This window comes from Streptomyces taklimakanensis (assembly GCF_009709575.1).
Classification (GTDB): domain Bacteria; phylum Actinomycetota; class Actinomycetes; order Streptomycetales; family Streptomycetaceae; genus Streptomyces; species Streptomyces taklimakanensis.
This window is the reverse complement of sequence record NZ_WIXO01000001.1, coordinates 4,289,051-4,305,732: the sequence shown is the minus strand read 5'-3', so window position 1 is coordinate 4,305,732 and position 16,682 is coordinate 4,289,051. Positions and strand designations below refer to the sequence as shown.

Below are 16,682 nucleotides of genomic sequence, written 5' to 3'. Positions count from 1 at the left end.
ACGTCAGTCGCCGATCAGGGCGTCGACGAAGGCCTCCGGCTCGAACGGTGCCAGGTCGTCCGCGCCCTCGCCCAGGCCGATCAGCTTGACCGGGACGTTCAGCTCGCGCTGGACCGCGACGACGATGCCGCCCTTGGCCGTGCCGTCGAGCTTGGTGAGCACGATGCCGGTGATGTTCACGACCTCTGCGAAGACCCGGGCCTGGATCAGGCCGTTCTGACCGGTGGTGGCGTCCAGGACGAGCAGCACCTCGTCCACCGGGCCGTGCTTCTCCACCACCCGCTTGACCTTGCCCAACTCGTCCATCAGGCCGGTCTTGGTGTGCAGCCGGCCCGCGGTGTCGACCAGGACGACGTCCGCGCTCTCGGCGATGCCCTCCTTGACCGCGTCGAAGGCGACCGACGCCGGGTCCCCGCCCTCGGGGCCGCGGACGGTACGGGCGCCCACCCTCTCGCCCCACGTCTGGAGCTGGTCGGCGGCGGCCGCGCGGAAGGTGTCGGCGGCTCCCAGCACGACCGACTTCCCGTCGGCGACCAGGACACGGGCGAGCTTGCCGGTGGTGGTGGTCTTGCCGGTGCCGTTGACGCCGACGACCAGGACCACGCCCGGACGCACCACACCCTCGGACGAGACCCCGCCCTCGGTGTGGACGGTGCGGTCCAGATCGGTGCCCACCAGGTTCAGCAGCTCCTCGCGCAGCAGCGCGCGCAGCTCCTCGGTCGTGCGGGTGCCCAGCACCCGCACCCGCTCGCGCAGCCGCTCCACCAGCTCCTGGGTGGGGGCGACGCCGACGTCGGCGGTGAGCAGGGTGTCCTCGATCTCCTCCCAGGTGTCCTCGTCGAGGCGGTCGCGGGAGAGCAGGGTGAGCAGGCCGCGCCCCAGGGTGTTCTGGGAGCGCGACAGTCGCTCGCGCAGCCGCACCAGCCGGCCGGCGGTGGGCGCGGGGGTTTCGAGCTCGGGCTCGGGGGGCGCGGGAGGCGCGGCGGCCTCCGCGTCCGTCGCCCCGGACGGGGTCGGGGGCAGGTCGACCTCTTCGATGGTGCGGCGTTCCTCCGCACGAGGCGGCCCCGCCTCCTCCCCCACCTGTGGTTCCCGGGCGGGGGGTGTGGTGATGGTCGGTGGGGCGGACCGGGGGGGCACCGGTGGCGTCTTCTTCTTCCTGAGACCGGTGACCACGAGTCCGCCGATCGCGGCGACGGCGACCACGGCGATGACGACAACGAGAATGAGGATGTCCATAGCAGGTCCAGTATCGGCCACCACCGGCCTCCGGCCGATGGTCCGTGCCGCCCGGCGGTGTCCTCGGGCGTGGCGGCGGACGGGCGGCGGTGGGGGGGAGGCAGCGGAGGGGACGGAGGGGGCGGGGAAAACGGTCGGGCGCCGCCCCGGCACGCTGGTGGCCGGGGCGGCGCCCGTGGTGTGGGGAGGACGGGCGACGGGGACTACCCCATCTCCTCCAGCGCCCGGCCCTTGGTCTCCGGCACCCACTTGAGGACGAAGGGGATCGAGAGCACGGCGAAGACCGTGTAGATGACGTACGCGCCCGACAGGTTCCACTCCGACAGGCTCGGGAACGTCACGGTGATCAGCCAGTTCGCCACCCACTGGGCCCCGGCCGCGACGCCGAGGGCGGCGGCCCGGATGCGGTTGGGGAACATCTCGCCGAGCATCACCCAGACCACCACACCCCAGGAGAGGGCGAAGAAGAGGACGAAGGAGTGCGCGGCGATCAGGGCGACGGTGCCCTGGGCGTCGGGCAGGGAGATGTCCTCGCCGGTGCCGCTCTTGTAGGAGAACGCCCAGGCGGCGGCGCCCAGCGAGAGCGCCATGCCGGTGGAGCCGATCAGGGCGAGCGGCTTGCGGCCGATCCGGTCCACCAGGAGCATCGCGATCACCGTGCCGACGATGTTGATGATCGAGGTGGTGAAGGAGTAGAAGAACGAGCTGCTGGGGTCGATGCCGACCGACTGCCACAGCGAGGCGCTGTAGTAGAAGATCACGTTGATGCCGACCAACTGCTGGAACAGCGACAGGCCGATGCCCACCCAGACGATGGGCAGCAGGCCGAAGCGTCCGCCCAGCAGATCGCGCGGGCTCGGCTTGTGCTCGCCGCGCATGCGTTCCTCGATCTCGACGATCCGGGCGTCCAGGTCGCTGCCCGCGGGTTCCACTCCCGCGAGGACCGCCTTGGCCTCCTCCGTTCGCCCCTGGGCGACGAGGTGACGCGGGGACTCGGGTATGCGCAGGGTCAGCAGACCGTAGAGCAGCGCGGGGACGATCTCGATGCCGAGCATGAGCTGCCAGGCCTCCAGGCCCAGCAGGCGTCCGCGCTGTTCGCCGTCGGCGAGGTTGAGGACGCCCCAGTTGACGAGCTGCGAGACGGCGATGCCCAGCACGATCGCGGCCTGTTGGAAGGAGGCGAGCCGGCCGCGGTACTCGGCCGGGGCGACCTCGGCGATGTAGGCGGGGGCGATCACCGACGCCATGCCGATGGCGACACCGCCCAGGGTCCGCCAGAAGGCCAGGTCCCACATGCCGAAGGGCAGCATGGACCCGATGGCGCTGAGGGCGAAGAGCACCGCGGCGATCTGCATCACCCGGATGCGGCCGAGCCGGTCGGCGAGCCGGCCCGCGGTGGCGGCGCCGATGGCGGCTCCGATCAGGGCGGCGGCGATGACCTGGGCGAGCGCGCCGGAGCCGATGTCGAATCTGCCGCGGATGCCCTCGACCGCGCCGTTGATCACGGAACTGTCGTAGCCGAAGAGGAAGCCTCCCATCGCCGCCGCGACGGCGATGAAGACGACGTGTCTGAGGTGCTGGTGCCGTACGGCCGGGACGCCCGGCCCGTCCGACCCCACCTGCGCGGTGCTGGTCACTGTGTACTCCTGCGATCCCCGGCGACGGTGCCGGGTGGGCTGCCAAGTGGTTGCCGCCTTCTACCCGGTGCGAACGAGCACATGCCGCCGTGTGAAGGCAAGGACGACCATGCAGAGACTATTCCTTCAAAAGTTGAAGTCAATAGATGAGGCGAACTCGGCTTGAATCGCAGGTGTGACTTTTTTCGTTCGACAAGTGAAGCAGGGGTGAAGGCCGGGACGGGCCGGGAGAGCTCAGCGAAGGCGCTGGCTGATCACCTTCGAGACCCCGTCCCCCTGCATCGACACCCCGTAGAGGGCGTCGGCCACCTCCATGGTCCGTTTCTGGTGGGTGATCACGATCAGTTGGGAGCTCTCCTGGAGTTCCTTCATGATTCCGATCAACCGCTGGAGGTTGGTGTCGTCCAGGGCCGCCTCGACCTCGTCCATCACATAGAACGGGCTGGGCCGCGCCTTGAAGATCGAAACCAGCAGCGCCACGGCCGTCAGCGAGCGCTCCCCGCCCGACAGCAGCGACAGCCGCTTGACCTTCTTGCCCGGTGGACGCGCCTCGACGTCCACGCCCGTGGTCAGCATGTTCCCCGGATCGGTGAGGACCAGCCGCCCCTCGCCGCCGGGGAAGAGCCGCGAGAAGACGCCCTCGAACTCGCGGGCCGTGTCGTGGTAGGCCTCGGTGAAGACCCGTTCGACCCGCTCGTCCACCTCCCTGACGACCTGGAGGAGGTCGGCCCGGGTCTTCTTCAGGTCCTCCAGCTGCTCGCTGAGGAAGCGGTGCCGCTCCTCCAGGGCCGCGAACTCCTCCAACGCCAGCGGGTTCACCTTGCCCAACTGCTGGTACGCCCGCTCCGCCGCCTTCAACCGCTTCTCCTGCTCGGCCCGCACGAAGGGAACGGGACGGTTGCGCGGGTGGTCGGGGTCCTCCGGCAGCACCTCGCCCTGCGCGGGCAAGGACGGCGGTACGAGCCGGTCGGGACCGTACTCGTCGACCAGTACGGCCGGCTCCACGCCCAGCTCCTCCAGGGCCCTGGTCTCCAACTGCTCGATGCGCAGCCGCTTCTCCGCCCCCAGCACCTCGCCGCGGTGCACGGAGTCGGTGAGCTTGTCCAGTTCCTCCTTCAACTCCCGACCCCGGTTGCGGGCGGCGGCCAGTTCCCGTTCCCGCTCGGCCCGGGCACCCGCGGCGGCCTCGCGCTCCTCCTCGGCCCGCGCCAGCGACACCTCCACGTGCGCCAACAGCAGACGGGTGCCGGAGGCCACCGCCGAGGCCACCTCCCGCTCGTGCCGCAGCCGGGCTCGGCGGCGTTCGGCGCGCGCCCGCGCGTCCCGCTCGGCGCGCGCCGCCCGGTCGAGCGAGTCCGCCCGACCGGCGAGTCCCCTGACGCGCTCCTCGTGGGTGCGGACCTGGAGACGGGCCTCCATCTCCGTCTGCCGGGCATTGGCCCCGTCGGCCGCCAACCGATCGCGCACCGAGGTGTCCGGCTCCTCCTCCCCCGGCTCCTCCTCGGCCACCGCCAGCCGCTCGGCCAGCTCCTCGACCTCCTCACGGGCCCGGGTCAGCGCCTCCTCGGCCTTCGCCACGGCCGCCGCCGCTCGCTCCGCCTCCCCGGCCGCGGCCCTGGCCTGCCCTCCCAGCCGCCCCAGCCGACCGGCGACCTGCGATCTGTCCTTCTCCGCCGCGCTGCGCCGCGCCCCCAGCTCCTCCACCCGGGCCGCGCACGCGCGCCGCCGCTCGCGCGCGCTCTCCCGCCGCCCGGTCAGTTCCTCCGCCCGGGCGTCCAACCCCGCCAGCTCGGCGGTCGCCTCGTCCACCGAGGCCCGCACCTCCAGCGACGACGGCGCACCGACCGAACCGCCCTGGGCGAAACGGGCTCCCAACAGATCGCCGTCGGCGGTGACGGCGGTCAGCTCCGGATGCTCCGTCACCACCTCCACCGCGTCCCGGAGGGTGTCGACCACCACCGTGTCGCGCAGCATCCACCGCAGCGCGGGCAACAGTTCCTCGGGACCCGCCACCAGGCCGGCCGCCCGCCGGGCACCGGACACACCCGGCACGTCCGACCCGTCCGGTCCGTCCGGTCCGTCCGGGGAACCGCCCACCAGCAGCGCCGCCCGTCCCGCGTCCTCCTCCCGCAGCAGGCGCAGCGCGTCGGCGGCCGCGGCGGGGTCGGCCACGGCGACGGCGTCCGCCACCGGTCCCAGCGCGGCGGCGACCGGGACCTCGTACCCCGGGGCGACGGTGAGGAGTTCGGCGGCCGGGCCCAGCAGCCCGGCGAGCCGCTCGCCGGCGTCGAGCAGGGCGCCGGTGCCGTCCTTGCGCCGCAGCCCCAGGGCCAGCGCCTCCCGGCGGGCCGAGACGGCCGCGCGCTCCCGCTCGACGGCCGACAGGGCGTCGCGGGCCGCGCTCAGCTCCGCCTCCGCCTCCGCCAGCTCCCGCTTGGCCGCCTCGTGCTCCTCCGCCAGCTCGGCGTCGTCCGCGTCGAGTCCCTCCACCTCGGCCCGTAGCGCCTCGTACTCCTCCTGCGCCGCCGCGGCGCGCTCGCGCGCGGCGTCCCGCGCCTCCACCAGACGTCCGATCTCGGCCTGCGCGGAAGCGGCCCGGCCGCGGGCCGCCGTCACCTTGCCCTGCAACCGGGCCAGTCCCTCGCGGCGGTCGGCGATGGCACGGGCGACGTCCTTGAGTCTGCGCTCCTCCTCGGCCAGCCGCCGCTCCAGTTCGGCCCGGTGCGCGACGGTGTCCTCCAGCGCCCGGCTCGCCGCCTCCAGCGCCGCGGTCAGCTCCGCCTCCTGCTCCCGGACACGGGCGGCCTCGCGCTCCATCTCCTGCGGATCGCGCCCCCGGCGCTCCTCGACCGGCTCGGCGGAGGCACTGCGGACCCGGGCGTCGGCCAGGCTGACGGTGCCGCGCACCCGCTCGGCCAGTTGCGACAGCTCGTACCAGGTCTGTTGCGCCCTCTCCAGCCTCGGGGCCAGCTCCCGCAGCCGCTGCTCCAGCACCGCCTCCCGCTGCAGCGCCTCCCGCAGCTCCGCTTCCACGGCCTCCCTGCGCTCCTTGAGCACGGCCTCGTCGGCGAGCTCGGCCCTGAGCGCCGCGCGCAGGGTGACCAGGTCGTCGGCGAGCAGCCGCAGCCGGGCGTCGCGCAGATCGGCCTGGATCACCGCGGCCCGACGGGCGACGGCCGCCTGCCGTCCCAGGGGCTTGAGTTGGCGGCGCAGCTCGTCGGTCAGGTCCTGGACGCGGGCGAGGTTGGCCTGCATCGCGTCCAGTTTCCGCAGCGCCTTCTCCTTGCGCCTGCGGTGTTTGAGGACGCCGGCCGCCTCCTCGATGAAGGCCCGGCGACCGGCGGGGTCGGCGTGCAGGACGGAGTCGAGCTGTCCCTGTCCGACGATGACGTGCATCTCCCGGCCGATGCCGGAGTCCGACAGCAGTTCCTGGATGTCCAGCAGTCGGCAGGTGTCACCGTTGATCTGGTACTCGCTGCCGCCGTTGCGGAACATGATCCGCGTGATGGTGACCTCGGAGTACTCGATGGGCAGCGCGCCGTCGGTGTTGTCGATGGTCAGGGAGACCTCGGCGCGGCCGAGCGGCGGACGCCCGGAGGGACCGGCGGTGCCGGCGAAGATGACGTCCTCCATCTTGCCGCCGCGCAGCGACTTGGCACCCTGCTCGCCCATCACCCACGACAGGGCGTCCACCACGTTGGACTTGCCGGAACCGTTGGGGCCCACCACACAGGTGATGCCGGGTTCGAACCGCAGCGTGGTGGCCGAGGCGAAGGATTTGAACCCGCGCAGGGTCAGGCTCTTGAGGTGCACGGTCCCGGACTTTACTCCCCGGTGACGGTTTCACGTCCGAGGCGAGTTTCGCCGCTGAACGGGTGGGGCACATCACACGGTAAGCGCCGTATCCGCGGGCGGAAACGACGAAGGGACGCCGAAGCGTCCCTTGCAGTTTTCTCCAGCGGCTCGGCGCTGCGGTCTCCTGTGCCGGCTTCCCGGTCAGGTGAGCGCAGGCTCCGCCTTGGAAACGTCGATGCCGTCCAGCAGCGAGTCGCCGTGCCGTGCAGCGGCGGCCGACAGAGCGTCGTTCTCGGCCTGAATCCGTACGAGCTCGGATTCCAGGTCCTGAACACGCTGCTGTAGCCGTCGCATCTCGGCGAGGACTCGGGGGTCAGGACCGCCGACGTAACCGAGAAGCGCCTTTGCCATGATGGATGGTCCTCCGCACTGAGTGACCGACCGAAGCGGTGGTGGGTCGTGAGGGATTCGCACCCGCGGTCCCTGCCCTGCCTTCATTCCCAAGGCAGAACAGTTGCGGTGCGCGGGGCTTCCAGCGTCTCACCAAAAGTTTTGACGGTCAACACGATCACGCCACGCGCCCCGGCGGCCTTGACTCGACGGCGCTCAAGGCGCCGGAGGGCTCGCGGGGGGCTTCCGGACTTCGTTGGCGGCAGCCTTGCACGTCGGGCGGTGAAAGGCAACCGTTTTCGATCACCGGATCGAGAAGCCCTCGTATCCCCCACGAGGGGGACCCCAGATCTCGGTCACCCCCTCCACCCGGCCGGGCGTGTCCCCCGTGCGGAGCCACTCCAACAACCGTTCACAGCGGTCCCGCGCTCCCTCGGCCAGCACCTGCACCCGACCGTCGTCGAGATTGAGCGCGAAGCCGTCCAGTCCGCCGATCCGCAGGGCGGCCGCCCTCGTGTACCACCGGAAGCCGACGCCCTGCACCCGGCCGCGCACCCAGGCCGTCATGCGCACGGTCCCATCCGCCGCTCCGGCCTCGTCGATCCCCTCGTTCTCCGCGTTCACACCCATGGGACGCACGCTATCGACAGGCCCGGCGGTTCGGCGCCGGGCCCGCTCCGTGCCCGCCACCTTGTGGTTCCTCACGTTTCCCGCCGTTCGCTCCTGCCTCCTCCGTGAATGCCGTACAGTCACGCGGCAACGGGTCTCACTCTTTCGAGTGAAACAAGTGACGCCGACCACGTGAGGACCGCAACAGATGGGACGCCACCGCCGCTCCGAACCGGCCCCAGCCCCGGCCCCCGTCGCCTCCGCCCACCGCGCGGTGGGCGGACGCCACCGCAGCTCACGCCGGAAGCGGAGCGCCGTCCCCGTCCGCACCGGCCTGCTCGGGGCGTCGGCCGCGATGGCGATGGGCGCCGTGGCGGTGGCCTCCGGTCTGCTCCCCGGCCCGAACGGCACCTACAGCATCGGCGGCGGACTCATCAACCCGTCCGGAAGCGTCCCCGGCGGATCGGCGGACCTGCAGACCCAGGGCACGGTGACACCGACCCCCGAGGTGCGCGGCGGGGAGTCCGCCGCGGACCGCGGCGGCGAGCGCGCCTCTTCCCCCGGCACCCCCGGCACCCCCGGCACCCCCGGCGCCGAACCCTCGCGTGACGCGGAGAAGCCCGAGGCGGAGCCGTCCGAGAAGCCGGCCGACCCCACCCCCTCCCCCGACGACACCCCTGGCGGCACGCCTCCGGCCACCGAGGACGACACCACCCGGGCGCCCGCGCGGACGCCCACCGCCTCGGAGGGGGACCGGTCGCCCTCGTCCGCCGCCTCACGGCAGTCCGTCACCCCCGTCTCCCCCACCACCGACGCCGAAGCGGCCGCCGAGGCCGAGGTGCTGCGACTGGTCAATCTGGAGCGCGCCGAGGCCGGCTGTCGGCCGCTCACCGCCGACCCGGAGCTGGCGGAGTTGGCCGGACGGTTCAGCCGGGACATGGCCGCCCGAGGCTTCTTCTCCCACACCGGTCCCGACGGCGACACCCCCTGGGACCGCGCGGAGGCGGCGGGGATCGACAACCTCGCCGCCGAGAACATAGCCCGCGGCCAGGCCAACGCCCAGTCGGTGATGGACGCCTGGATGGACAGCCCCGGCCACCGCGCCAACATCCTCAACTGCGACTACCGGACCCTGGGCGTGGGGGCGCACTTCGCCGAGGGTGGCCCGTGGTGGACGCAGAACTTCGGCTTCTGAGCGAACCCGCAGGTCAGCCCTGGTTCGGCCCCCGGGCCGTCACCGGAGCCGGCCGGGCCGCCGGCAGGTCGGGATGGCGGCCGCAGTCGTACGCGGGTCGAGAAGGCCGCGCGTCACTTCCTCGGCTCCCGGGCGACGCCGCCGATCGCCGTGTCAGCGGGACGGACGGGGCGGGCGCTGGCAGCGGGGGCAGAAGTGGCTCGACCGGTTCATCCAGGGGCTGCGGCGTATCGGGGAGGCACAGCGGCGGCAGGGCAGTCCTTCCCGCCCGTAGGCGTCCAGGGCTCGTTCGAAGTAGCCCGACTCGCCGTTGACGTTGACGTAGAGACTGTCGAAGCTCGTCCCGCCGACGGCGAGCGCGGCGTTCATCACGTCGCGGACGTGGCCCAGGAGTTCGGCGGTGCGCGGACGGGTGAGGGTGGCGGTGGGACGGTCGTAGTGGAGGCGGGAGCGCCACAGCGCCTCGTCCGCGTAGATGTTGCCGACCCCGCTGATCAGCGACTGGTCCAGCAGGGCCCGTTTGATCGTGCTGCGGCGACGCCGCAGGGCGGAGTGGAAGGCCGTCTCGTCGAAGGCCGGGTCCAGCGGATCCCGGGCGATGTGGGCCAGGACGTCCGGCAGTCCGTCGGGAGTGGTCTCGTGGAGGGACAACCCGCCGAAGGTGCGCTGGTCGACGAAGCGCAGTTCGGTGCCCGTCCCGTCGGCGAAGCGGACCCGGACGCGCAGGTGCCTCTCGTCGGGCGCGTCGTGGGGCTGGACGAGCAGTTGCCCGCTCATGCCCAGGTGGGCCAGGACGCAGTGACCGGTGTCGGTGAGGGGCAGCCACAGGTACTTGCCACGGCGCCGGGGCGCGCCGATCCGGGCACCGCGCAGCCGGGCGGCGAAGTCGACCGCCCCGGCGGCGTGACGGCGGACCGCGCGCGGGTGCAGCACCTCGACGTCGGCGACGGTGCGTCCGCCGACCCAGCGCTCCAGTCCGCGCCGAACGACCTCGACCTCGGGCAGCTCTGGCAACGACGACTCCTCGTGGACGGACGGGGCGGACGGAACGGGCCGCCGGACCGGCCGGCGGCGCCGAAGCGCACGCCCGGGTGCTCGGCGGAACGCACGCCCACCCGCCCTTGTTCCGGGCGGGTGGGCGTCGGGCGTACGGGAAGGGACGCGGACGGGTGGCGCGAGAGCCGACCGTTTCGGCCGATCCGCCGGTCAGGAGGCTTCAGGAGACCCTTTCGGCGGTCTGCTCCCCGGTCTGGTCGCCCTCGGTCCGCTCCTCCGACGGTGGTCCGTCGCCGTTCCGGTCGGCGGCGGCCCGGATCGCGCGCCAGGCGGCCTCGGCCGCCTGTTGCTCGGCTTCCTTCTTGCTGCGGCCGGTGCCGGTGCCGTACGCGACACCACCGACGCGGGCGGCAGCCGTGAAGGTCTTCTCGTGGTCGGGGCCGGTCTCGCTGACCAGGTACTCCGGGACTCCCAGCCCCTCGGCCGCGGTCAGCTCCTGGAGGCTGGTCTTCCAGTCCAGTCCGGCGCCGAGGTTGGAGGACTCCTCGATCAGCGGGTCGAAGAGCCGGTGGACCAGCTCGCTCGCCGATTCCAGTCCCAGGTCCAGGTAGACCGCGCCGATCACGGCCTCCAGGGTGTCCGCGAGGATCGACGCCTTGTCCCTGCCCCCGGTGCCCTCCTCGCCCCGGCCGAGCCGGACGAAGGCGCCCAGGTCGAGGCCGCGTGCGACCCCGGCGAGCGCCCGCGAGTTGACCACCGCGGCGCGCAGCTTGGCCAGTTGGCCCTCGGGCAGGTCGGGGTGGGTGCGGTAGAGGGCGTCGGTGACCACCAGGCCCAGGACGGAGTCCCCGAGGAACTCCAGGCGCTCGTTGGTGGGCAGACCGCCGTTCTCGTACGCGTAGCTGCGGTGCGTCAGCGCACGCGTCAGAAGGGCGGCGTCGAGTCGGTACCCGAGCCGCCCTTCCAGAAGCGTGAGGGACGAGGCCGCGTCCACCAGACCCGCCTGCGCCACCGCCTCACCCCCGTCGGGGCGGGGGGAGCCTCCAGGCGTAGTGGCGTCTGACATGGAGCCCGTCACCCGCCGATCAGACCTCGAGGACCTGGCGGCGGTTGTAGGTGCCGCAGTTCGGGCAGGCGATGTGCTGCTGACGGGGCTCCTGGCAGCGCTCGCACTTCACCAGGGTGGGGACCGCAGCCTTCCACTGCGACCGGCGGTGGCGCGTGTTGCTGCGCGACATCTTCCGCTTCGGAACAGCCACGGCTATTTCTCCTGTGAATCGTCCCCGTCGCTGCGGGGGTCGTTGTCTTCGGCCTTCTCGCCGCCCCGCATGGAGTCGGCGAGTCCTTCGAGCGCCGCCCACCTGATGTCGGCGGCCTCGTTGTGGTCGTGGTCGGGATCGTCCGCGAGCCGCGCCCCACAGCGGGGGCACAGTCCGGGGCAGTCCTCCCGGCACACGGGCTGCAGCGGCAGCGAGAGCACCACCGCGTCGCGCAGCACGGGCTCGAGGTCGAGCAGGTCGCCCTCGAGCCGGAACGTCTCCTCGTCCTCGGCGTCGTCGCCGGTGTCCGCGGGGCGGCTCCGGTCGTCGGCGTCGGGGTAGGAGAACAACTCCTGGAAGTCCGCCTCGCACTGCTGCTCCAGCGGCTCCAGACACCTTACGCACTCCCCCGTGAGCGGTGCACGGGCGGTGCCCGTGACGAGCACCCCGTCCATGACCGACTCCAGGCGGAGGTCGAGCTCCATGGAGGCGCCCTCCGGCACTCCGATGACCTCGATGCCGAGGTCCCCGGGCGCCGGAACCGTGCGGGAGAGCTCCTTGAGCGCACCGGGACGACGCCCCAGCTCGCGTGTGTCCAACACGAGGGGGGAACGAGGGTCGAGGGGGGCGTTCAGGGCTTCCTGCTTTCTACGGTCTGACACCGGCCGGCTCCACATTCCTGCGTTCTGGGCAGCCGAAGTCGCGGGCGTACCACGACCGAATGGCCAGGATACTGGACGGTTCGCCGGAGGCCCAATCGGGCCGGGCCGGGCCGCCGCGAGCGGCCCGGCCCTCCGGTCAGCGGCCCTGCTCGTACTGCCTGAGCTGCTCCATGTCGATCATGCCGGTGTCGAAGAAGCTGGTCTCGTCGAGCGCGGCGGGCGGCGGCGCGGGCACCTGCTCCTGCCGGCCGTACTCCTGGGGATAGCCGTACCCCTCGACCTGCTGCGGCTGCTGGGCCTGCCGGTAGTCGTACGACGGGTACGGATCGGCCGCCGGCTGCCCGTAGTCGTCCTGCTGGGCCTGCCGGTAGCCGTACGGGTCCTGCTGCCCGTACTCCTGGGGATAGCCGTACCCCTCGACCTGCTGCGGCTGCTGGGCCTGCCGGTAGTCGTACGACGGGTACGGATCGGCCGCCGGCTGTTGCGGCTCGTACTCCGCCGCCGGCTGCATCCGGTGGACCGGGTCCCCGGGGTGGTGTTGCACGGTGGCGGGGGCCGGATCCCGGGCGACGGCGGCGAGGTCGGCGAGGTAGTCGGCGTCGCTCTGCTGCGGGGCCTGCTCGTCCTGGGCCGCGAGATGGGCGCCCAGCTCGTCGATGGGGCGGTGGCCGGTGAGTTTCTGCCGGCCGCGCCCGACCGCCTCCAGGGTCTTGGAGAGGACCGCCTCGAAGGCCCGGAACTGGGCCTCCACGTACGAGTCGGCACGGCGACGCAGCTCCTCGGGGTCCGCGGAGCGCTCGGGGACGTCCTCGCCGTGCTCCTCGGCGTAGGGGTCGGCGCCGGTGTCGCGGCCGAGGAGCTTCTCGCGCCCGCGGTCGACCGAGCCGATGGTCTTGCTGAGCACGACCTCGAAGTTGGCGAGCTTGCTGTCGACGTAGTCGTCGGCCTCGGCACGGATCTCCTCGGCCTCCTGACGGGCCCGGGCGAGGATGTGGTCGGCCTCCTCCTGGGCACGGCGGGCGACCTCGGTGCCGGAGACGAGCGAACCGCGTTCGGCCTGCGCGGAGTCGATGATCCGCTGGGCCTCCTGCCGGGCCTCGGCGATCATCTGCTCCCGGTCGCCGATGAGCTCCTGCGCCTGGGCGAGCGAGCCGGGCAGCGCCTGCCGCACCTCCTCCAGCATGGCCAGCAGCTCCGCGCGGTTGACCACGCAGGAGGCCGACATGGGCATGGAGCGGGCGCTCTCGACCGCCGCGACGATGTCGTCGAGTTTCTGCTGTACGTCCACGGGTGCGACTGTACGGGCACCGCGGGCCCGCGCGACACCGGATGCCGGGAGCGAACCGGGGCGGGGCCCGGAAACGACGGCCGCGGTTCGGGGGCTCAGGAGCGGGCGAGGCGTCCGCGCAGGGCCGCGAGGACGGCGGGCGGCACCAGATGGGAGACGTCCCCGCCCCAGGTCGCGACCTCCTTGACCAGGCTGGAGGAGAGGAAGCTGTAGGTCGGGTTCGTCGGTACGAACAGTGTCTCCACGCCGGAGAGGCCGTTGTTCATCTGGGCCATCTGCAGTTCGTAGTCGAAGTCGCTGACCGCCCGCAGGCCCTTGACGATGGCGGGGATGTCGCGCTGCTTGCAGAAGTCCACCAGCAGGCCGTGGAAGGCCTCGACCCGTACGTTGCCGTAGTCGCCGGTCACCTCGCGGATCAGGTCGATGCGCTCGTCGACCGTGAACAGGCCCTTCTTGGACTTGTTGATCATCACCGCGACGTACACCTCGTCGTAGAGCTTGGAGGCGCGGGCGATGATGTCGAGGTGCCCGTTGGTGATGGGGTCGAAGGACCCCGGACAGACGGCGCGGCGCACTGGCGTCTCCTCGCTCTCCGTGCGGGTCATGGTGCTTCTGCGGCTTCCTGATCGCCGGTCCCGCCGACCCTGCCGGCGCTTTCGGCGGCGCGACCGTACCAGAGCGTCCCCTCGCCGTAGCGGCGGGAGCGCAGCCCCTCGAAGCCCGCCGGCCAGCCGAATTCACCGCCCCTGGTGCTGCGTTCCACGGTGACCAGGGCGTCGCCCGCGATCCATCCTCCGGCGTCGAGTGTGAGAAGGATCTCGCGCAGCTCGTCGTCCGTGACGACGTACGGCGGGTCGAGGAACACCAGGTCGTACGGCTCGTCGGGGGCGGGACCGCGCGCCACCTGCTCGGCCCGGCCCGGCCTCACCTCGGCGCCGGGCAGGCCCAGTTCACGGACGTTTCGGCGGATGGTGCGCACGGCCCGGGCATCGGACTCGACCAGCAGCGCGTGGGCCGCGCCGCGCGAGAGCGCCTCCAGACCCACCGCTCCCGACCCTCCGTACAAATCGAGCACCCGCAGCCCCGTCAACGGCCCGTGCAGCGACTCCCAGGTGGAGAACAGTCCCTCGCGCGCCCGGTCGGAGGTCGGGCGGGTGCCCCGGCCGGGCGGCACCGCCAACCGTCGTCCTCCGGCGGCTCCGGCGATCACGCGGGTCATCGCTGCATCGTTCCTCGGGTCCTGGGCGGTGGTGGGCCCGAGGGCCGCCGACCACCACGATAGGTGCCGGCGGAGGCGTCGGCCCGCCGCGCGCCCCTCCGCCCACCGCCGACGGCGACGTTCCGTGCCGCCTTCCGCGGGCGCTGGTGGCTCACCCCTTCTCCAGGTACTCCTCGCGCTCCTCGTCGAGCAGGGCCTCCAGGGCGACGCGGAGTTCGGGCAGCCGCTCCAGGCCGGGGTCGTCGGCGACGAGCGCGGTCGCCTTCTCGCGGGCGTCGACGATGACCTCCTCGTCATCGATGACGGCGAGCATCCGCAGCGACGACCGGGTGCCGGACTGCGCCTGTCCCAGCACGTCGCCCTCACGACGCTGCTCCAGGTCGATCCGGGAGAGCTCGAAGCCGTCCAGCGTCGCGGCGACCGCCCCCAGTCGGGCTCGCGCCGGGCTGCCGTCGGGGGCCTCGCTGACCAGCAGGCACAGCCCCGGCGCGCTGCCGCGTCCGACCCGGCCGCGGAGCTGGTGGAGCTGGGAGACGCCGAACCGGTCCGCGTCCATGATCACCATCACGGTGGCGTTGGGGACGTTCACCCCGACCTCGACCACGGTGGTGGCCACCAGGACGTCCACCTCGCCGGCGGCGAAGCGGCGCATCACCTCGTCCTTGGCGTCCGGCTGCATCCGGCCGTGCAGCGCTGCGACGCGCAGCCCCTCCAGCGGCCCGTCGGCGAGCCGCGCGGCGACGTCCAGGACGGCCAGTGGCGGACGCCGATCGCCGTCCGCGCCGGCTCCCTCCCCGTCGGCCCCCGGGCCACCGTCGCCGCCGCCCGTTCCCGCGCGGCCGGCGCCCGCGGCCTCCTGCTCCTCCTCGTCGCCGATGCGCGGACAGACCACGTACGCCTGGTGCCCGGCGGCCACCTCCTCGCGCACCCGTTCCCAGGCGCGCGCCAGGAAGTGGGGCTTCTCCGCGGCGGGCACCACGTGGCTGGCGATGGGCGAGCGGCCGGCCGGGAGCTGGTCCAGGACGGAGGTCTCCAGGTCGCCGAAGACGGTCATCGCCACCGTGCGCGGAATGGGCGTCGCCGTCATCACCAGCAGGTGCGGGGGCTGCTTCCCCTTGGAGCGCAGGGCGTCGCGCTGTTCGACGCCGAAGCGGTGCTGCTCGTCGACCACGACCAGGCCCAGGTCGTGGAACCGCACCGCGTCCTCGATCAGGGCGTGGGTGCCGATCACGATCCCGGCCTCGCCGGTGGCCAGCTCCAGCAGGGCCCGACGACGGGCCGCGGCGCCCATCGAGCCGGTGAGCAGCACCACCTTGGTGGCGTGCTCCGGGCCGCCGAGCATCCCGCCCTCGGCCAGCTCGCCCATCATCTCGGTGATCGACCGGTGGTGTTGCTGGGCCAGCACCTCGGTGGGGGCCAGCAGCGCGGCCTGCCCGCCCGCGTCCACCACCGCGAGCATGGCCCGCAGCGCCACCAGCGTCTTGCCGGAGCCGACCTCTCCCTGGAGGAGTCGGTGCATGGGGTGCTCGCCGGCCAGGTCCTCGAAGATCTCCCGGCTGACGGTCCGCTGTCCGTCGGTGAGGGTGAACGGCAGCCGGGCGTCGAAGGCGTCCAGCAGGCCGCCCTCGCGCGGCTTGCGGGGCACGGCGGGCAACTGGCCCTCGGCGAGGCGGCGGCGGGCCAGGGCGACCTGGAGGACGAACGCCTCGTCCCACTTCAGTCGGGCCCGCGCCTGCTCCAGGTCGGCCTTGGAGTGCGGCTGGTGGACCTTCTCCAGTGCCTCCGGCAGGGTGGGCAGAGCGCGTTCGGTGCGCAGCGCGGCGGGCAGCGGATCGGCGACCCCGGCCCATCCGGTGGCCCTCAGGGCCCCCAGGACGGTGTCGACGGCCTTGGCGATCTTCCAGGACTCCATCTGCTTGCAGGCCGGGTAGATCGGCATCAACCGCCCGGCGAACGCGGCCGGCGCGTCCGCGTCGCTGTCGGCGCCCAGCAGTTCGTAGGCCGGGTGGGAGAGCTGGAGCCTGCGGTTGAAGACCCCGACCTTGCCGGCGAACATCCCGCGGCGGCCGGGCAGCAGTTCCCGGTGGTGGTGATGGACCGTCCTGCCGAAGAAGACCAGTTGGAGACGGCCGCTGCCGTCGGTGAGGGTGACCTCCAGTCGCTTGCCGCGCCCGTGGTTGAAGGTGTGCACCCGGGCGTCGGCGACCTGGGCGACGACGGTGACGTGCTCGTCCAGCGGCAGGTCGGCGAGCCGGGTCAGCTCGCCGCGCTCGGCGTACCTGCGCGGGTAGTGGTGCAGCAGGTCCCCGACGGTGTTCAGGCCGAGGTGCTCGGCCATCACCTTCGCGGTGGTGCCGCCGAGCGCCTTCCTCAGCGGCTCCGTCAGCGGGTCT

At 72.7% G+C, this 16,682-nt stretch carries 14 protein-coding genes; 1 reads left to right on the top strand and 13 read right to left on the bottom strand.

Annotated features, from left to right (window positions below):
- Positions 1-3 precede the first annotated feature (3 nt).
- The 5 genes from ftsY to F0L17_RS19145 form a co-directional block, all read right to left on the bottom strand.
- Positions 4-1,239 carry a signal recognition particle-docking protein FtsY gene (gene ftsY, locus F0L17_RS19170; protein WP_155072027.1) on the bottom strand — a complete coding sequence of 412 codons (1,236 nt, stop codon included), beginning with the start codon at positions 1,237-1,239 and terminating at the stop codon, positions 4-6.
- 203 nt (positions 1,240-1,442) lie between these two features.
- Complete coding sequence (locus tag F0L17_RS19165; protein WP_162466421.1) at positions 1,443-2,876, bottom strand: sugar porter family MFS transporter; 1,434 nt, start codon at positions 2,874-2,876, stop codon at positions 1,443-1,445.
- A gap of 234 nt (positions 2,877-3,110) precedes the next feature.
- Positions 3,111-6,689 (bottom strand): chromosome segregation protein SMC, encoded by a 3,579-nt coding sequence (gene smc, locus F0L17_RS19160; RefSeq protein ID WP_162466420.1) that lies wholly within the window; start codon positions 6,687-6,689, stop codon positions 3,111-3,113.
- A gap of 183 nt (positions 6,690-6,872) precedes the next feature.
- Complete coding sequence (locus F0L17_RS19155) at positions 6,873-7,082, bottom strand: hypothetical protein (protein ID WP_155072026.1); 210 nt, start codon at positions 7,080-7,082, stop codon at positions 6,873-6,875.
- A gap of 282 nt (positions 7,083-7,364) precedes the next feature.
- Positions 7,365-7,691 (bottom strand): acylphosphatase, encoded by a 327-nt coding sequence (locus F0L17_RS19145; RefSeq protein ID WP_155072024.1) that lies wholly within the window; start codon positions 7,689-7,691, stop codon positions 7,365-7,367.
- A gap of 187 nt (positions 7,692-7,878) precedes the next feature.
- Here F0L17_RS19145 and F0L17_RS19140 point away from each other — a divergent pair, with 187 nt between their 5' ends.
- Positions 7,879-8,865 (top strand): CAP domain-containing protein, encoded by a 987-nt coding sequence (locus F0L17_RS19140; protein ID WP_155072023.1) that lies wholly within the window; start codon positions 7,879-7,881, stop codon positions 8,863-8,865.
- Between the two features lie 153 nt (positions 8,866-9,018).
- Here the strand turns inward: F0L17_RS19140 and mutM are convergent, their stop codons facing one another.
- The 8 genes from mutM to recG all read right to left on the bottom strand — a co-directional run bounded on the left by mutM (position 9,019) and on the right by recG (position 16,627).
- Positions 9,019-9,879, bottom strand: a complete 861-nt coding sequence (gene mutM / locus F0L17_RS19135) for a bifunctional DNA-formamidopyrimidine glycosylase/DNA-(apurinic or apyrimidinic site) lyase (RefSeq protein ID WP_155072022.1) — start codon at positions 9,877-9,879, stop codon at positions 9,019-9,021.
- Between the two features lie 202 nt (positions 9,880-10,081).
- A complete protein-coding gene (gene rnc, locus F0L17_RS19130) occupies positions 10,082-10,927 on the bottom strand; it encodes a ribonuclease III (RefSeq protein WP_238419439.1) in 846 nt (281 codons plus the stop codon).
- A 19-nt stretch (positions 10,928-10,946) separates the two neighbouring features.
- Positions 10,947-11,120 carry a 50S ribosomal protein L32 gene (gene rpmF, locus F0L17_RS19125; protein ID WP_031508259.1) on the bottom strand — a complete coding sequence of 58 codons (174 nt, stop codon included), beginning with the start codon at positions 11,118-11,120 and terminating at the stop codon, positions 10,947-10,949.
- A 2-nt stretch (positions 11,121-11,122) separates the two neighbouring features.
- Complete coding sequence (locus tag F0L17_RS19120) at positions 11,123-11,722, bottom strand: YceD family protein (protein ID WP_338018140.1); 600 nt, start codon at positions 11,720-11,722, stop codon at positions 11,123-11,125.
- 196 nt (positions 11,723-11,918) lie between these two features.
- Entirely contained in the window at positions 11,919-13,070 is a 1,152-nt protein-coding gene (locus F0L17_RS19115) for a cell division initiation protein (protein ID WP_162466419.1), read from the bottom strand.
- 95 nt (positions 13,071-13,165) lie between these two features.
- Positions 13,166-13,675, bottom strand: coding sequence for a pantetheine-phosphate adenylyltransferase (gene coaD, locus F0L17_RS19110; RefSeq protein ID WP_155072020.1), 510 nt, complete (start codon positions 13,673-13,675; stop codon positions 13,166-13,168).
- Entirely contained in the window at positions 13,672-14,289 is a 618-nt protein-coding gene (gene rsmD / locus F0L17_RS19105) for a 16S rRNA (guanine(966)-N(2))-methyltransferase RsmD (protein ID WP_155072019.1), read from the bottom strand. Before rsmD ends, coaD begins: the two co-directional genes overlap by 4 nt.
- A gap of 151 nt (positions 14,290-14,440) precedes the next feature.
- A complete protein-coding gene (recG, locus tag F0L17_RS19100) occupies positions 14,441-16,627 on the bottom strand; it encodes an ATP-dependent DNA helicase RecG (RefSeq protein ID WP_238420718.1) in 2,187 nt (728 codons plus the stop codon).
- Positions 16,628-16,682: the final 55 nt, after the last annotated feature.

What these genes read in the sequence shown, in the direction of transcription:
- ftsY (WP_155072027.1), bottom strand. Translation starts at nt 1,239, where the DNA reads ATGGACATCCTCATTCTCGTTGTCGTCATCGCCGTGGTCGCCGTCGCC.
- F0L17_RS19155 (WP_155072026.1), bottom strand. Translation starts at nt 7,082, where the DNA reads ATGGCAAAGGCGCTTCTCGGTTACGTCGGCGGTCCTGACCCCCGAGTC.
- F0L17_RS19145 (WP_155072024.1), bottom strand. Translation starts at nt 7,691, where the DNA reads ATGGGTGTGAACGCGGAGAACGAGGGGATCGACGAGGCCGGAGCGGCG.
- F0L17_RS19140 (WP_155072023.1), top strand. Translation starts at nt 7,879, where the DNA reads ATGGGACGCCACCGCCGCTCCGAACCGGCCCCAGCCCCGGCCCCCGTC.
- rnc (WP_238419439.1), bottom strand. Translation starts at nt 10,927, where the DNA reads ATGTCAGACGCCACTACGCCTGGAGGCTCCCCCCGCCCCGACGGGGGT.
- coaD (WP_155072020.1), bottom strand. Translation starts at nt 13,675, where the DNA reads ATGACCCGCACGGAGAGCGAGGAGACGCCAGTGCGCCGCGCCGTCTGT.
- rsmD (WP_155072019.1), bottom strand. Translation starts at nt 14,289, where the DNA reads ATGACCCGCGTGATCGCCGGAGCCGCCGGAGGACGACGGTTGGCGGTG.
- recG (WP_238420718.1), bottom strand. Translation starts at nt 16,627, where the DNA reads ATGGCCGAGCACCTCGGCCTGAACACCGTCGGGGACCTGCTGCACCAC.